The sequence below is a fragment of the Pseudolysinimonas kribbensis genome (assembly GCF_030161895.1).
Taxonomy (GTDB): domain Bacteria; phylum Actinomycetota; class Actinomycetes; order Actinomycetales; family Microbacteriaceae; genus Pseudolysinimonas; species Pseudolysinimonas kribbensis.
In genome coordinates, this window is the sequence record NZ_BSVB01000001.1 from 2,922,978 (window position 1) to 2,937,888 (window position 14,911).

Annotated in this window: 13 protein-coding genes and 1 pseudogene; 11 read left to right on the plus strand and 3 right to left on the minus strand. The window is 70.7% G+C overall.

Features of this window, described 5'->3' with window-relative positions; all coding sequences use genetic code 11:
* Window positions 1-61: 61 nt before the first annotated feature.
* The 6 genes from QQK35_RS16140 (at window position 62) to QQK35_RS16165 (ending at window position 5,277) form a co-directional block, all read left to right on the plus strand.
* Window positions 62-238 (plus strand): hypothetical protein, encoded by a 177-nt coding sequence (locus QQK35_RS16140; RefSeq protein WP_284255058.1) that lies wholly within the window; start codon window positions 62-64, stop codon window positions 236-238.
* A gap of 91 nt (window positions 239-329) precedes the next feature.
* Window positions 330-1,535 (plus strand): sugar ABC transporter substrate-binding protein, encoded by a 1,206-nt coding sequence (locus QQK35_RS16145; RefSeq protein ID WP_284255059.1) that lies wholly within the window; start codon window positions 330-332, stop codon window positions 1,533-1,535.
* Window positions 1,536-1,575: 40 nt separating this feature from the next.
* Entirely contained in the window at window positions 1,576-2,541 is a 966-nt protein-coding gene (locus QQK35_RS16150) for a carbohydrate ABC transporter permease (RefSeq protein WP_425565038.1), read from the plus strand.
* A 12-nt stretch (window positions 2,542-2,553) separates the two neighbouring features.
* Entirely contained in the window at window positions 2,554-3,372 is an 819-nt protein-coding gene (locus QQK35_RS16155; RefSeq protein WP_284255060.1) for a carbohydrate ABC transporter permease, read from the plus strand.
* A gap of 37 nt (window positions 3,373-3,409) precedes the next feature.
* Window positions 3,410-4,192: a ThuA domain-containing protein gene (locus QQK35_RS16160; RefSeq protein WP_284255061.1), complete on the plus strand. Its 783-nt coding sequence runs from the start codon at window positions 3,410-3,412 to the stop codon at window positions 4,190-4,192.
* Window positions 4,189-5,277, plus strand: coding sequence for a Gfo/Idh/MocA family protein (locus tag QQK35_RS16165; protein WP_284255062.1), 1,089 nt, complete (start codon window positions 4,189-4,191; stop codon window positions 5,275-5,277). The genes QQK35_RS16160 and QQK35_RS16165 overlap by 4 nt, the downstream gene beginning before the upstream one ends.
* A gap of 146 nt (window positions 5,278-5,423) precedes the next feature.
* Here QQK35_RS16165 and QQK35_RS16170 read toward each other — a convergent pair whose 3' ends face one another.
* On the minus strand, window positions 5,424-6,107 hold the full coding sequence (locus QQK35_RS16170) for a hypothetical protein (RefSeq protein ID WP_284255063.1): 684 nt from the start codon (window positions 6,105-6,107) through the stop codon (window positions 5,424-5,426).
* 251 nt (window positions 6,108-6,358) lie between these two features.
* Window positions 6,359-7,702 carry an MFS transporter gene (locus tag QQK35_RS16175; protein WP_284255064.1) on the minus strand — a complete coding sequence of 448 codons (1,344 nt, stop codon included), beginning with the start codon at window positions 7,700-7,702 and terminating at the stop codon, window positions 6,359-6,361.
* Between the two features lie 62 nt (window positions 7,703-7,764).
* Here QQK35_RS16175 and QQK35_RS16180 point away from each other — a divergent pair, with 62 nt between their 5' ends.
* The 5 genes and pseudogenes from QQK35_RS16180 (at window position 7,765) to ndk (ending at window position 13,942) form a co-directional block, all read left to right on the plus strand.
* Entirely contained in the window at window positions 7,765-8,298 is a 534-nt protein-coding gene (locus QQK35_RS16180; protein WP_284255065.1) for a TetR/AcrR family transcriptional regulator, read from the plus strand.
* A gap of 203 nt (window positions 8,299-8,501) precedes the next feature.
* Window positions 8,502-11,701, plus strand: a pseudogene (ileS, locus tag QQK35_RS16185) (isoleucine--tRNA ligase).
* Window positions 11,698-13,074: a bifunctional folylpolyglutamate synthase/dihydrofolate synthase gene (locus QQK35_RS16190; protein ID WP_284255066.1), complete on the plus strand. Its 1,377-nt coding sequence runs from the start codon at window positions 11,698-11,700 to the stop codon at window positions 13,072-13,074. Before ileS ends, QQK35_RS16190 begins: the two are co-directional and overlap by 4 nt.
* A 98-nt stretch (window positions 13,075-13,172) precedes the next feature.
* A complete protein-coding gene (locus QQK35_RS16195; RefSeq protein WP_284255067.1) occupies window positions 13,173-13,523 on the plus strand; it encodes a DUF4233 domain-containing protein in 351 nt (116 codons plus the stop codon).
* Window positions 13,524-13,525: 2 nt separating this feature from the next.
* Entirely contained in the window at window positions 13,526-13,942 is a 417-nt protein-coding gene (gene ndk, locus QQK35_RS16200) for a nucleoside-diphosphate kinase (RefSeq protein ID WP_284255068.1), read from the plus strand.
* A gap of 67 nt (window positions 13,943-14,009) precedes the next feature.
* Here ndk and QQK35_RS16205 read toward each other — a convergent pair whose 3' ends face one another.
* Complete coding sequence (locus QQK35_RS16205; protein ID WP_284255069.1) at window positions 14,010-14,867, minus strand: thioredoxin domain-containing protein; 858 nt, start codon at window positions 14,865-14,867, stop codon at window positions 14,010-14,012.
* Between the last annotated feature and the right edge of the window lie 44 nt (window positions 14,868-14,911).

The following is a 14,911-nucleotide window of genomic DNA, read 5'->3' on the forward strand; positions in this document are numbered from 1 at the left end:
GCTCTGTCCACAATGGCTGGCGAGCGTTGGTAAAGCGCTTAGCCGATTCCCCGACGACGACGTGAGCAGGAGCGATGATGCCCCCGACCGCCTCCCCGTCGTGCGCGGACGGCAGCTCGACTTCGTCGGCGACGCGCTCGGTCCCGGCATCCCGGAGCAGCGACCCCGGGATGCCGTCTCCGGCCGGCCGCCGAACGGAGCGCCCGGCGCGGCTCTCGCCGCGCGGGCGTGGGAATGACACCCCTGCTCACCGCACACGCGCCGTTGCGACCGGGCGTGCGCAGATCCGCCGGAGACCTCCGGCAGAAGGAGTCAATCACATGCGAAAGATGACCACTCTGGCGGCGGCCGCGACAGCGGCGCTGCTGATCGGAACGGCGCTGGCCGCCTGTTCCAGCGGCGGAGGATCGTCCGGCACGACCACCCTCACCGTCGAGGACTACTACCAGTCGCCGCAGGACAAGGTCATGGAGGGTGTCTACAACACCTGCGGCACCGCGCTCGGCGTCACGATCAAGGCGACCCACGTTCCCGGGGCCGGCCTCATCGCGAAGGTGCTGCAGCAGGCGTCGGCGAAGAACCTGCCCGACGTGCTGATGCTCGACAACCCGGACGTCCAGCAGATCGCCTCGTCCGGCGCACTCTCGCCGCTCAAGGACTACGGCATCTCCGGCGATGGATTCGCCCCCGCCGTGGTCAAGGCCGGCACTTACAAGGGCGACCTGTACGGTCTCGCGCCGGCGGTCAACTCCCTCGCCCTCTTCTACAACACCGACATGTTCACCAAGGCGGGCCTCACGCCCCCGAAGACCTGGGACGAGCTCCGGTCCGACGCGAAGCAGCTCACCGGCAACGGGGTGTACGGCTTCGCGTTCAGCGGGATCAACACCTACGAGGGCACCTGGCAGTTCCTGCCCTTCATGTGGACCAACGGCGGCGATGAGAAGAACATCGACACTCCGCAGACGGCTCAGGCGCTGCAGTTCCTCGTCGACATGATGAACGACGGCTCCATCTCGAAGGCCTCGATCAACTGGGCGCAGTCCGACGCCCTCGACCAGTTCACGGCGGGGAAGGCCGCGATGATGGAGAACGGCCCGTGGCAGTTCGGTTCGCTGGCGAAATTCCCCGACCTGCACTGGGCGACCGTTCCGATGCCGACGCGGACGGCATCCCAGACCGCCGTCGCGCCCCTCGGTGGCGAGGCGTTCACGGTGCCGGAGACCGGCGACAGGGGCACGATGACCACGGCCGGCAAGCTCGTGAAGTGCATCACGAGCTCCAAGAACCAGGTCACGATCGCCCAGGGTGAGGGAGACGTGCCGGCGAACCTCGCCACGGCGGCCAAGGTGGGTGCCTCGAACAAGCTCATCCAGCCGTTCGTCGAGGTCGTCTCGCACGCCCGCGCCCGCACGGGCGAGCTCGGCGCGGACTGGCCGAAGGCCGCGACGAAGATCTACACCGCCGAGCAGCTCGCGCTGACCGGCAAGGCGACGCCGTCGGCGGCGCTCAAGCAGGCGCAGGGCTCCAACTAGCACGGCATCGCGCGCCCCGGAGAAGAGGAGGAGTGACATCGTGACCACCATCGACGCGGCGGCCGGCCGCTCCCGCGACCTCACCTCCCTCCGGGGCGCGCAACGGCCGGAGGGTCGCCGCGCCCGCCGGCGCCTCGGCCTCACCCAGTGGCTGTTCCTGCTGCCGGCGCTCGCCTACATCGTGCTGTTCTTCGGATTCCCGATCGTGAAGAACATCACGATGAGCTTCCAGGACTACGGCACCCGCACCTTCTTCACCGGAGAGGCGCCGTGGGTCGGCATCGGCAACTACCTCGAGGTGATCAGGAGCTCGCTCTTCTCGACCACCCTCATCAACACCGCCTTGTTCACGATCGGCTCGATCGTCGGGCAGTTCATCCTCGGGCTGCTGCTCGCCCTGTTCTTCCGCCGCCGGTTCCCGCTCGCCGGGGTGCTCCGAGCACTTCTCCTGCTGCCGTGGCTGCTGCCCCTCATCGCGTCGAGCGCGGTGTGGAAGTGGATGCTTGATCAGGACAGCGGGGTGGTCAACCAGACGCTCCTGGCGATCCACGTGATCCCGGCGCCGATCCCGTGGCTCTCCAGCCCCGACGTCGCGCTCGTCGCGGTCATCATCGTGAACATCTGGCTGGGCATCCCGTTCAATGTGACGATCCTCTACAGCGGGCTGCAGGACATCCCGGGCGAACTGTACGAGGCCGCGTCGCTCGACGGCGCGACCGGCTGGAAGGCGTTCCGCTACATCACCTGGCCGAATCTGCGGCCGGTGGTGAGCGTGGTGCTGGTGCTGGGCGTCGTCTACACGCTCAAGGTGCTCGACATCATCCTCGGGCTCACCGGCGGCGGGCCGGCGAACGCCACCCAGACCCTCGCGACGAGCTCGTACCACTACTCGTTCGTCGACTTCACCTTCGGCCAGGGCGCGGCGGTCAGCAACATCCTGATCGTGATCTCGCTGGCCTTCAGCATCGTGTACCTGCGGCTCAACCGCCGCGCCGTCGACGAGTAGGAGACGACATCGATGAAGCGCGACTCGCTCGGCCGCAGGCTCCCGTTCACCATCCTGGGCGTGCTGTTCCTGGCCGTCATGGTCTTCCCCGTCTACTGGATGGTCAACGCGTCGCTGCAGGCCAACGGCAGCGCCGTCAGCAGTGCGCCGTTCCCGGCGCGAGTCGACACCTCCGGGTACCAGGCGGCGTTCTCGCAGCAGCTCGGGAACCTCGGCACGAGCCTCATCGTCGCGATCGGCTCGGTCATCCTGACCCTCGTGGTCGCCGCACCAGCCGCCTATGCGCTCGCGCGGTTCGGGCTGCGCGGCAAGGGCATCGTGCTGCTCGCGCTGCTCATCGCGCAGATGATCCCGGGCATCGTGATCGCCAACGCGCTGTACACGGCGTTCAACGACCTGCGGCTGCTCGACAGCTATCTGGGGCTGATCCTCGCGGACGCCTCGCTCGGCATCCCGTTCGCGGTGCTCATCATGCGGGCCTTCATGCTGGGGATCCCGGCCTCGCTCGTCGAGGCGGCACGCGTCGACGGCGCGAGCCAGTTCCGCGCGTTCTGGTCGATCGTCGTGCCGATCAGCCGGAACTCGATCATCACGGCGGCCCTGTTCACGTTCCTCTTCACCTGGAGCGACTTCACCTTCGCCCTGACGCTCACGACGAGCGACAAGGTGCGCCCGGTCACCCTCGGCATCTACCAGTACCTGAGCGGCAACGTGCAGAACTGGGGTCCCGTGATGGCGACCGCCGTCCTGGCGTCGATCCCCGCCATCGTGCTGCTCATCGTCGCGCAGCGCTACATCGCCGCCGGCGCGCTCGGCGGAGCGCTCAAGTAGTCCCGCAGTCGACGATCACAGAAGGAAGAACCACACCATGAGCACCCCCATCCGCGTCCTCGTCTGGGGCGAGAACCGCCACGAGCAGCTCGAGCCGCACGTGGCCGAGATCTACCCGGACGGGATGCACAACGCGATCCGTCGCGGCATCGAGGGGTATCTCGGCGACCGCGCCGTGGTGACGACGGCGACCCTCGACGACCCGGAGCACGGGCTCACCGAGGAGGTGCTCGCCCGCACGGATGTGCTCACCTGGTGGGGGCACGCCGCGCACGCGGAGGTCTCGGACGAGGTCGTGGAGCGCGTGCACCGCCACGTGCTGTCCGGCATGGGCCTGCTCGTGCTGCACTCCGGGCACTGGTCGAAGATCTTCGGCAAGCTCATGGGCACGACCTGCACGCTGCGCTGGCGCAGCGACAACGACCGGGAGCTGGTCTGGACGGTGGATCCGACCCACCCGATCGCCCGCGGCATCCCGCACCCGATCGAGATCCCGGCGCAGGAGATGTACGGAGAGCAGTTCGACGTCCCGGCGCCCGACGAGCTGATCTTCATCAGTTCGTTCACCGGGGGCGAGGTGTTCCGCAGCGGCATGACGTTCCGCCGCGGCAACGGCAGGATCTTCTACTTCAGCCCGGGCGACCAGGACTACCCCGTGTACCACCACCCCGATGTGCTGCACGTCATCGCCAACGGGGTCGAGTGGGCCAGGAGCGACGGTGAGCGCGCGCTCCCGACCCTGCTGCGCTACGACTCGGGCGACTTCTTCACCGGCCACGGCTACGCGGGCGCGATGCACAACACGGAGCAGGCCGAGTGACGGGTGCCGCGGCGACGCCGCTGCGCGTCGTCCAGGTGGGTGCCGGCGCGATGGGGCGCAACTGGCTGCGGACGATCCAGGCTTCACCCGACGTCGAGCTCGTCGGCGTCGCCGATCTCGACGAGACCCTCGCCCGGTCGGCGCTCGAGGCGATCGGGTTCCGGACCGAGGTGGCCGGATCCCTCGGAGCGCTGCTCGAACGAGTGGATGCCGATGCCGTGATCGACGTGACCGTGCCGGTCGCGCACACCGCCGTCAACGTCGAGGCGCTCTTCGCGGGGCTGCCCGTCTTGTGCGAGAAGCCGGCAGCGCCCACCGTGGCCGACGCGTTCGTGCAGGCGGCGGCGGCCGAGGTGACCGGACGCCTGCTCATGATCAGCCAGTCGCGCCGCTATTACGCGTCGCTCGAGCGCTACCGCGAGGCGATCGCCGAGATCGGCGGGGCGGGGGTGCTCACGACCGAGTTCTTCCGCGGACCGCACTTCGGCGGCTTCCGGGAGGAGATGGCGCATCCGTTGCTGGTCGACATGGCCGTGCACGCCTTCGATGCGGCCCGCTACCTGCTCGGGGCCGATCCCGTCTCGGTGTGGTGCGAGGCGTGGAACCCGTCGTGGAGCTGGTTCGACGGGGACGCCGCGGCCTGCGCCGTGTTCCGGTTCGACGACGGCACGCGCTATCAGTACACGGGCAGCTGGGTCGCCGAGGGGCTCGAGACCTCGTGGAACGGCGTGTGGCGAGCGAGTGGCCCCGACGGCACCGCCACGTGGGACGGCGAGCACCGCGTGCGCTCCAGTGCACGCGGGGATGCCGACCTCGCTCCCGGCGCCGCGGAGGAGATCGCGGGCGCGCTCGCCGAGTTCGTGAGCGCGGTGCGATCCGGCGAGGAGCCGTCCGGGGCGATCGGGCGCAACATCCGGTCGCTGGCGATGGTCGAGGCGGCCGTGGAGTCGGCCGAGACCGGCCGGCGGGTCGAGATCGCGGAGCTGCTCGCCCGGGCCCGCGCGAGCGCGATCGAGCGCGCGCCGCGGCAGGATCTGCGTGGGGCGCTCGAGGCGATGTCGGCTACGGCTTCGTCGTCGGCGTGATCGGTACGGTCACCGGCGCGGAGTCGCCGCCGGGCCCCGTCGCGGTGACGGTGTAGCTGGGAGCCGCGGCCGTGCAGTCGTACTGGAGCCCCGGGAAGGCGGCGGGGGAGCCTCCTGCGCGACGATCGTGCTGCCGTTGGCCAGCTTCACCACGGTGGCGTTGCTCGACGAGTAGTTGATCGTGAACGGCGCGTCGGTCTTCGTCGGGTCGGTGCAGTCCGGCGAGGTCGCCTTGGCCGACACGGTCGGAAGGGTGGCGGCGCCACGGTCGGGGTCGGCGTGGGTGTGGGCGTGGGGGTCGGCGTCGCGCTGGGGGTCTGGCTCGGGGTGGGCGAGGAACTCGGGGTCTCGGACGCCGACGGGGACTGCGAGTGCGAGGTCGAGTGCGTCGGCGTCGGCGCCGAGCCGCGCGCGAGCAGCACGATGCCCAGCACGATGATCGCGATGAGCAGCACGCCGCCGACGATCCCGAGGATGAGGAGGGTGCGGCGGTTGTTGCCCGGACCCACCGGGCCGTCGCCGTCGTCGCCACCGACGGGCGGCGTCGGCTCGAAACGCCGGGTGGCGAGGTCCTCCGCCGCGGCGCCGACGCCGAGGCCGGCGGCCGCGGACGCGACGCCGAACGGGTCGGCGCTCGAGGGAGCCGCGGATGCCGGGGCTGCTCGCCGCCGGGGCTGGTCGCGGGCGCGAATGCGGTGGTCGGTGCGGGCGGCTCGGCCACCGGGGTGGGCGCGGCCTGCTGCCCGGCCAGCAGCCAGGCGAGCGGGTCGGGAGCGGGCTCCGCGGGTGCGGGCTCCGACGGCGCGGGCTCGGTGGCGGGGGCGGGGCATCCTGCTGCGGCATGGCCGTGGTCGGAAGCTCCCAGCTCGGGGTCGCCGGCTGCTGCGGCTCGGGCTGCTGCGGCTCGGGCTGCTGAGGAGCGGGCCGCTGCGGGTGCTGCCCGGTCCTCCCGGGTGGTCCGAACAGCTCGCTCAGGCCGTCGTCGTCGTGCTCGTCGCTCATGTGTCCTCGGTGCGGTGGGCGGGGGCGACCCCCAGCCTACGGCGACGCCGGACTGCGGCGGACCCCCGAGCGCGGGCTCTCAGAGCGTCTCGACGGGCCGGCTCCGGCGCACCGAGGCGAACGCCGCGACGGCCGTGATCAGCGACATGATCGCCAGCACGACACCCGGATGCCACCAGGCGAATCCGGTCGCCGCACCGAGTCCGTCGGTGAGGAACGGGACGAATCCCGAGATCACGGCCGCGATGCTGTACGCGATCGACATCGCGGAGTACCGGAACCGTCCGGGGAAGAGGTCGCTCATGAGCCCGCCCAGGGCGGCCCAGCTGGCGGTCGGCAGGATGCCGCCGACGATCATCGTGCCGACCAGGATCGGGAACGTCGCGAACTGCAGCAGGAAGTACATCGGGAAGGCGATCACCAGGGTGCCGACGGCGCCCCACGCGACGACCCGCGCCGACCCGACCCGGTTGGCGAGCGCGCCGAACAGCGGGATCGTCACGAGCTGCAGGAGGCCGCCGATGCTCGTGGCGATGAGCAGCTGGGTGCTCGAGAACCCGAGATGGCTGACCCCGTAGTTGACCGTGTAGGTGTTCATGAGGGAGTAGGAGCCGATGCCCAGCAGCGCCACCGCGACACCGAGGAGCACGGCCAGCGGGCGTCGCCGGAAGGTGTCGAGGAAGGGCGCCCGCGAGCGCTCGTTCTTCTCGGTCAGTTCCCGGAACACCGGCGTCTCGTCGATCGACCAGCGCAGGTAGAGCGAGACGAGCAGGAACGGGATCGCGACCAGGAACGGCAGGCGCCACGCCCAGCCGTCGAGGGCGTTCGGCCCGAGCCCCGCGCCGAACGCGTTGATGAACCCGATCAGGATGAACGCCGAGGCGAGCGAGCCGACGGGGGATCCGAGCTGCGGGACCGCCGCGTAGAACGCGTGGCGCTTCTGCCCCGCGTGCTCCGAGGCCAGCAGCACGGCGCCGGCCCACTCGCCGCCGAGCGAGAAGCCCTGGACGAGGCGCAGCAGCACGAGCAGCACGGCGCCGAGCCATCCGGCCGTGGCGTACGACGGGAGCAGGCCGATGGCGCCGGTGGCGACGCCCATGAGCAGGATCGTGACGAGCAGCGTGCGCCGCCGCCCGATCCGGTCGCCCAGGTGTCCGAACACGATCGCGCCGACCGGCCGGATGACGAAGCCGACCCCGATGTTCGCGAGCGCCGCGAGGGTGCCGCCCACCGGCCCGAGCGGCGTGAAGAAGAGCGGGGCGGCGAACAGCGCGGAGAAGTAGCTGAAGATGTAGAAGTCGTAGGACTCGAGCGAGGTGCCGACCAGGGAGGCCCACAGCACCCGGCGCGCGACCCGGGTCGGCGGCGCGGGGGCCGGATCCGGCGCGGGGGCGGAGCCGACGGGAACGGTCGCGGTGGTCACGGAGCCTCTATTCTGGACGGAGTCCATCAATTGCCGCCGTCGAGCCTAGTGGAGATCCGGCCATGCCCGCAGGACGTCCCCGCGCCTCCTCCCGCGCGACCATCGAGGAGGCCGCCGGCGAGCTCTTCCTCGAGCGCGGCTACGCGGCCACCTCGCTCGCCGACATCGCACAGCGCGCCGGCGTGGCGCGCGCCACGCTGTTCGCCTACGTGAGCGCCAAGTCCGACCTGCTCTGGCTGGAGGTGGACGACGCCCTCGACGTGCTGGAGGCGGCGCTGGACCGCGGGGAGCCGGCTTCCACGGCGCTCGCGGGCGCACTCGACGGCTGCCGCGTGCCGCTCGCGGTCGGCCAGGCCGAGGCGATGGGCGTCGCCGATGAGCTCCCGGAGTCGGGCCGGCAGCGCACCGCGCGGCTCGAGCATCTGCTCGCCCGCGCCGACGGCGATCACGGGCTGGCCGCGCGGGTGCGCCACCGCGCGCTGGCCGCCGCGATCTCCGTCGGCTGGGAGGCGTGGGCGCTCGCCGGGTCGGCGCGGGATCCGCTGCGTCGCTACGTGGACGACGCCCTCGCCGTGCTCCGCGAGGGGGTCGAGTAGCATGGCGATACCGACAGCGATCCGGCCATCACCGGGGAGTCCTCGGAAGAAACCCGGCCGCGAGGCGGGGAGTAGACCCGAGCGGGTGCGCCCGTCATCGCGTGCAATGAGCGGCCGGTCCGGTTTCCCGGGATCGGCAAGCGAGGTGGTACCGCGGCGTGAGTCGTCCTCGTGCAGACCATCGCACGAGGAGGAACCGCGAGATGTACCCGCTGCACGTCGAGAACGGCGCAGTCCCCGCCAGTCCCGACCTCCCCGAGATCGAGCGCGGCATCCTCGCCTTCTGGAAGAAGGACGACACCTTCCGCGCGTCCGTGCAGCGCCGCGAGGGATGCCCGGAGTGGGTCTTCTACGACGGCCCGCCCTTCGCGAACGGCCTGCCGCACTACGGCCACCTGCTGACCGGCTACGCGAAGGACCTCTTCCCGCGCTACCAGACCATGCGCGGCAAGCAGGTGCACCGCCGGTTCGGCTGGGACACCCACGGCCTGCCCGCCGAGCTGGAGGCGATGCGCCAGCTCGGCATCACGAAGACGGATGAGATCCGCGAGATGGGCATCGGCGTCTTCAACGCCCGCGCCCGCGAGTCGGTGCTGCGCTACACGCGGGAGTGGGAGGAGTACGTCACCCGTCAGGCGCGCTGGGTCGACTTCGAGAACGACTACAAGACACTCGACGTCACCTTCATGGAGAGCGTGCTCTGGGCCTTCAAGTCGTTGTACGACAAGGGGCTCGCCTACGAGGGCTTCCGCGTGCTGCCGTACTGCTGGAACGACGAGACCCCCTCAGCAACCACGAGCTCCGGATGGACGACGACGTCTACCAGCAGCGGCAGGACCAGTCGGTCACCGTGACCTTCCCGCTCGTGGGGGAGCGCGCCGAGGTGCTGGGTCTCACGGGCGTCAACGCGCTGGCCTGGACGACGACCCCGTGGACCCTCCCGACCAATGCGGCGCTCGCCGTCGGCCCCGGCATCGAGTACTCGGTGATCCCGTCGGTGCAGGGCCCGCAGGAGTACCTCCTCGCGACCGACACCATCGGGGCGTACCTCAAGGAGCTCGGCTACGAGTCGGTGACCGAGGCTGTGCAGGCGCGCCGGCTGCGCGTCGACGGCGCCCAGCTCGACGGCGTGCAGTACGACCGCATCTGGGACTTCTACGAGGACCGGCCGGGCATGGAGAACGCCTGGCGCATCCTCGTCGCCGACTACGTCGAGACCGGCGAGGGCACCGGGATCGTGCACCAGGCGCCCGCATACGGCGAAGACGACCAGGTGGTCTGCGCCGCGGCCGGCATCCCGGTCGTGCTGTCGCTCGACGACGGCGGCAGGTTCCTGCCGCAGGTCGCCCCGGTCGCCGGCCTGCTGTGGTCGGATGCCAATCCGGAGCTCATCAAGCTGCTGCGCTCCGACGGACGCCTGTTCCAGGTCAAGAGCTACGAGCACAGCTACCCGCACTGCTGGCGGTGCCGCAATCCGCTCATCTACAAGGCGGTGTCGAGCTGGTTCGTGCGCGTCACCGAGCTCAAGGACCGCATGCTCGAGCTCAACCAGCAGATCACCTGGGTGCCGGAGAACGTCAAGGACGGCCAGTTCGGCAAGTGGCTCGAGAACGCCCGCGACTGGTCGGTGAGCCGCAACCGGTTCTGGGGATCGCCGATCCCGGTCTGGCGCAGCGACGACCCCGCGTACCCGCGCGTGGATGTGTACGGGTCCCTTGCCGAGCTGGAGCGCGACTTCGGCCGGCTGCCCCGCAACGACGACGGCGAGGTGGATCTGCACCGGCCGTTCGTCGACGAGCTCACCCGCCCGAACCCCGACGACCCGACCGGGGCGTCGACGATGCGGCGGATCGAGGACGTCTTCGACGTCTGGTTCGACTCCGGCTCGATGCCCTACGCGCAGGTGCATTACCCGTTCGAGAACCGGGAGTGGTTCGACAGCCACAACCCGGCCGACTTCATCGTCGAGTACATCGGGCAGACCCGCGGCTGGTTCTACCTCATGCACGTGCTCGCGACGGCGCTGTTCGACCGGCCGGCGTTCTCGAACGTGATCAGCCACGGCATCGTGCTCGGCAACGACGGGCAGAAGATGTCGAAGTCGCTGCGCAACTACCCCGACGTGAGCGAGGTCTTCGATCGCGACGGCGCGGATGCCATGCGCTGGTTCCTCATGTCGAGCTCGGTGATCCGCGGCGGCAACCTCGTCGTCACCGAGGAGGGCATCCGGGGCGGCGTGCGCGAGCTCTTGCTGCCGCTCTGGTCGACGTACTACTTCTTCACCCTGTACGCGAACACCGCGGGACCGGGCGGATACCGCGCGGCCCGCCGCACCGACAGCACGAACGTGCTCGACCGCTACCTGCTCGCCAAGACCCGCGAGCTGCTGGAGCAGGTCACCGAGCACCTCGACGCGCTCGACAGCCCGTTCGCGGCGCTCGCCCTGCGGGACTTCGCCGAGGTGCTGACCAACTGGTACGTGCGGCGCAGCCGCGACCGGTTCTGGGACGGCACCGATCGGGACGCCTTCGACACCCTCTCGACGGTGCTCGAGACGGTGTGCCGCGTGGCGGCGCCGCTCCTGCCGCTCGTCACGGAGGAGATCTGGCGCGGCCTCACCGGCGGGCGCAGCGTGCACCTGACCGACTGGCCGGACGCCGCCGAATTCCCGAGCGATCCGGAGCTCGTGCGCACCATGGACCGCGTGCGCGAGATCGCGTCGGCCGGCAACGCGCTGCGCAAGGCGCGCCGGCTGCGGGTGCGGCTGCCGCTCGCGAAGGCGACCGTGGTCAGCACCGACGGCGACGCGCTCGCCGCGTTCGGCGACATCCTGCGCGACGAGCTCAACCTCAAGGAGGTCGCGTTCGCGCCGCTGGGGGAGTCGAGCCTCGGCGAGTGGGGCATCACCCGGCGGCTCGGCGTGAACGCCCGGGCCCTCGGACCGCGGATCGGCAGGGAGGTGCAGCGCGTCATCCAGGCGGCGAAGTCCGGCGACTGGGCACAGGAGGGCGACGCGGTCACCGCAGGCGGCGTCGCGCTCGAGCCGGGCGAGTACGAGCTGGAGCTGCAGGCGGCCGACGCCGACCAGGCGATCGCCTTCCTTCCCGGCGGCGGCTTCATCGTGCTCGACACCGCCGTGACGCCGGAGCTCGAGGCCGAGGGCCTGGCGCGCGACGTCGTGCGGGCCGTGCAGCAGGCGCGCAAGGACGCCGGGCTCGAGGTCGGCGACCGGATCGCGCTGGTACTCGTCGGCGACGAGGCGGTCGTCGCGGCCATCGAGGCGCACCGCGAGCTGGTCGCGGGTGAGACCCTCGCCACCGCGCTCGACGTCGCCATCGGGGCGGCGGGCAGCGTCACGGTGGGGGAGAATCGGACCGTGCAGATCACGGTGACGCGCGCGTGAGCTCCGACGACGAGGAGCGCTTCCGGGAAGCGGCGGACACGGCCTACGCGGAGCTCCTCGCCCGCGTGGGCGAGGCCACGCCGCAGCCGCGGCTGGAGGCGACCCGCCGCGCCGTCGAGCTGCTCGGCGACCCGCAGCGGTCGGCGCCCGTCGTGCACATCACGGGCACCAACGGCAAGACCTCGACGAGCCGGATGATCGAGTCCCTGCTGCGCGCCAGCGGCCTGAAGACCGGCCTGCTCACCAGCCCGCACCTCGTGCGGGTGACCGAGCGGATCATGATCGAGGGCCGGCCGGTGAGCGACGAGGCGTTCGCGCGCAACTGGGACGACATCCGGCCCTATCTGCTCATCGTCGACGCCGAGCTCATCGCGGCGGGCGAGGCGCCGCTCAGCTTCTTCGAGGCGCTCACGGCGCTCGCGTTCGCGATCTTCGCCGACGCGCCCGTCGACGTCATGGTGCTCGAGGTCGGGATGGGCGGCGAGTGGGACTCGACGAACGTCGCCGACGGGCAGGTGGCGGTCTTCACCCCCATCGCGCTGGACCATGTCGAGCGGCTCGGCCGCACGATCGCCGAGATCGCGCGCACGAAGGCGGGCATCATCAAGCCCGCGGCGTCGGTCGTCACGGCGATCCAGCCGATCGAGGCGCTCGACGAGCTGCGGGAGGCCGCGGAGCACGACGAGGCGACCGTCGCCGTGGAGCGCGTCGACTTCGCCCTCGAGTCCACGACGGTCGCGGTCGGCGGCCAGGTCATCGACGTCCGCGGGCGGGCGGGCGAGTACCGCGGCCTCTACCTGCCGCTGTACGGCGACCACCAGGCGCAGAACGCAGGCGTAGCGATCGCCGCGGTGGAGTCGTTCCTCGGCGACGGCACGCGGGCGCTGGATCCGGATGTCGTGGCCGAGGGGCTCGCGACCGCGACGTCTCCGGGGCGCCTTCAACTCATCGGCACCGAGCCGACCGTGATCGTCGACGCCGCGCACAACCCGCACGGCGCGGCCGCGCTCGCGAACGCGATCACCGAGTACTTCGACTTCGACGAGATCACGGTGGTGCTCGGCATCCTGCGCGAGAAGGACGCGCACGGGATCGTCGAGGAGCTCGCCCCGTTCGCGACCCAGTTCTTCGTGACGACCACGGCCTCCGAGCGGGCGCGCCCCGTCGAGGAGCTCGCCGACCTGGTCGGCGGCGTCGCGCCCGGCGACACCGTCTTCTCCTTCACGGATGCCGGCCTCGCGCTGGCCTCGGCCCGCGACTGGGCCGCCGCGGCGCCCCGCCGTGCGGTCGTCGTCACCGGGTCGATCACGCTCGTGGGCGAGGCCATCGCGCTCGCGGACGCCGAGGGATGGAAGGGCGGTGACGCGGGTTGAGGAGCGCCGCCGGAGGCGACGCATCTCGAAACCCGGATCGCGGTGAGGGTTTCGAGACGCGTCCGGCTGCGCCGGGCGCTCCTCAACCCGCGGGGCGCGTGCGCCGCACGCGATCGTTGCGCGAGTCGCTGCTGTCGATCGTGCTCGGCATGGAGGCCGCGGTGATCTTCTTCGCCGCGCTCGTCGTCTTCGGCCTGCATGTGCTCGCCCCGCTGCCCGCCCTGCTCGGCGGCGGCATCGCCCTCGTGGTGCTGGTCGCGCTCGCGGGCCTGCAGCGCTGGACGTGGGCCGTCTACGCGGGCGCCGTCGCCCAGCTCGGGCTCATCCTGCTCGGCATCCTGACGCCCGCGATGTACGTCGTCGGCGCCGTGTTCGCCGCCCTCTGGATCTACTGCTTCGTCCGTTCCCGCCAGATCGAGCGCCGGCGCCCGCCGGCGGAAAGCGAGTGACCATGCCCGTCGAAGAGACTCTCGTCATCGTCAAGCCGGACGGCGTCGCCCGCGGCCTGACCGGCGAGATCCTGCGCCGCATCGAGGCGAAGGGCTACCAGCTCGTCGACATCCGGATGCTCACCGCCGACCGCGAACTGCTCGCCCGGCACTACGCGGAGCACGAGGGCAAGCCGTTCTACGAACCGCTCGTCGAGTTCATGCAGTCCGGTCCGGTCGTCGCGATGCGGGTGGCCGGCGACCGCGTGATCGAGGGATTCCGCTCCCTCGCCGGCACGACCGACCCGACCGCGGCCGCCCCCGGCACCATCCGCGGCGACCTCGGCCGCGACTGGGGCCTCAAGGTGCAGCAGAACCTCGTGCACGGCTCGGACGCCCCGGAGACGGCCCAGCGGGAACTGGACCTCTGGTTCGCCTGACCCGCGCAGGCGGCTGCACGAAATCCGCACGTCGGGCCGAGGCCGACGCACGGATTTCATGCACCGGTCAGGATGCCGACTCGACGAACGCCTTGAAGGTCGCGTTGTCCTCGGTGATCGTCGTGTACTGCTTGCCGTTGACGAACACCGTCGGCGTGCCGAAGCCCTGAGCCCCCTGCAGCGTCGGGTCGTTGGTCGCGCGGGTCGTCGCCGCGGAGACCCACTTCTTGAAGCTCTCGCCGTTGATGCACGACGTCACCTTGCCGTCGTCGAGCCCGGCCTTCTTGACGAGGTTGACGATCTGCGTGTCGGTCAGGCCGGTCGAGCCCTCCTGGGGCTGGTTGTCGTAGAACGCCTTCTGCACCGTCAGGAAATCGTCGGGGTCGTAGTTCGCGACGCACGCGGCGGCGTTGTTCGCGCGGCTCGAATACCGCGACGTCTGGTAGCTGCGGTCGACGATGGCGACCGGCATCACCTGGAGCACCGCCTTGCCCGACTTCACGAGCCCGGAGATGTACGACGAGTTGGCCTCCTCGAACGTCTTGCACACCGGGCAGGCCCAGTCGACGTAGGTCGTGATGTGGATGGGCGCGCCCGCCGACGTGTCGGTCGGGATCGGCGACGGCGAGTCGCCCTTCTTGATGCCCGCGGACCGGGTCGCGACGATCTTGCCGCCCTTGCCGGTCAGGACGATGCCATCCCCGATCATGTTCTTCGGTCCGTTGGCGCTCACCGGCGCTGGCTTGGGCTGATTGACGATGACCGCGGTGGTGATGCCGGCCGCGGCCAGCAGCACGACGACGACCACGACCGGGATCAGGATCTTGCGCAGGCGATCCCGACGCTGCGCCTTCTCGCGCTCCTTGCGGGCGAGCTCACGGGCCTGCTCTCGTCGCTGATTCTTGGTAAGTCGCTCTTCGGGCACGGTGTGGAACCTAAGTGTCGGTGGTCGGAGGACTCTGTGAGGCT

Coding starts and splice junctions, on each gene's coding strand:
- QQK35_RS16145 (WP_284255059.1), top strand. CDS start 330: ATGACCACTCTGGCGGCGGCCGCGACAGCGGCGCTGCTGATCGGAACG.
- QQK35_RS16155 (WP_284255060.1), top strand. CDS start 2,554: ATGAAGCGCGACTCGCTCGGCCGCAGGCTCCCGTTCACCATCCTGGGC.
- QQK35_RS16160 (WP_284255061.1), top strand. CDS start 3,410: ATGAGCACCCCCATCCGCGTCCTCGTCTGGGGCGAGAACCGCCACGAG.
- QQK35_RS16170 (WP_284255063.1), bottom strand. CDS start 6,107: ATGCCCCGCCCCCGCCACCGAGCCCGCGCCGTCGGAGCCCGCACCCGC.
- QQK35_RS16180 (WP_284255065.1), top strand. CDS start 7,765: ATGCCCGCAGGACGTCCCCGCGCCTCCTCCCGCGCGACCATCGAGGAG.
- ndk (WP_284255068.1), top strand. CDS start 13,526: ATGCCCGTCGAAGAGACTCTCGTCATCGTCAAGCCGGACGGCGTCGCC.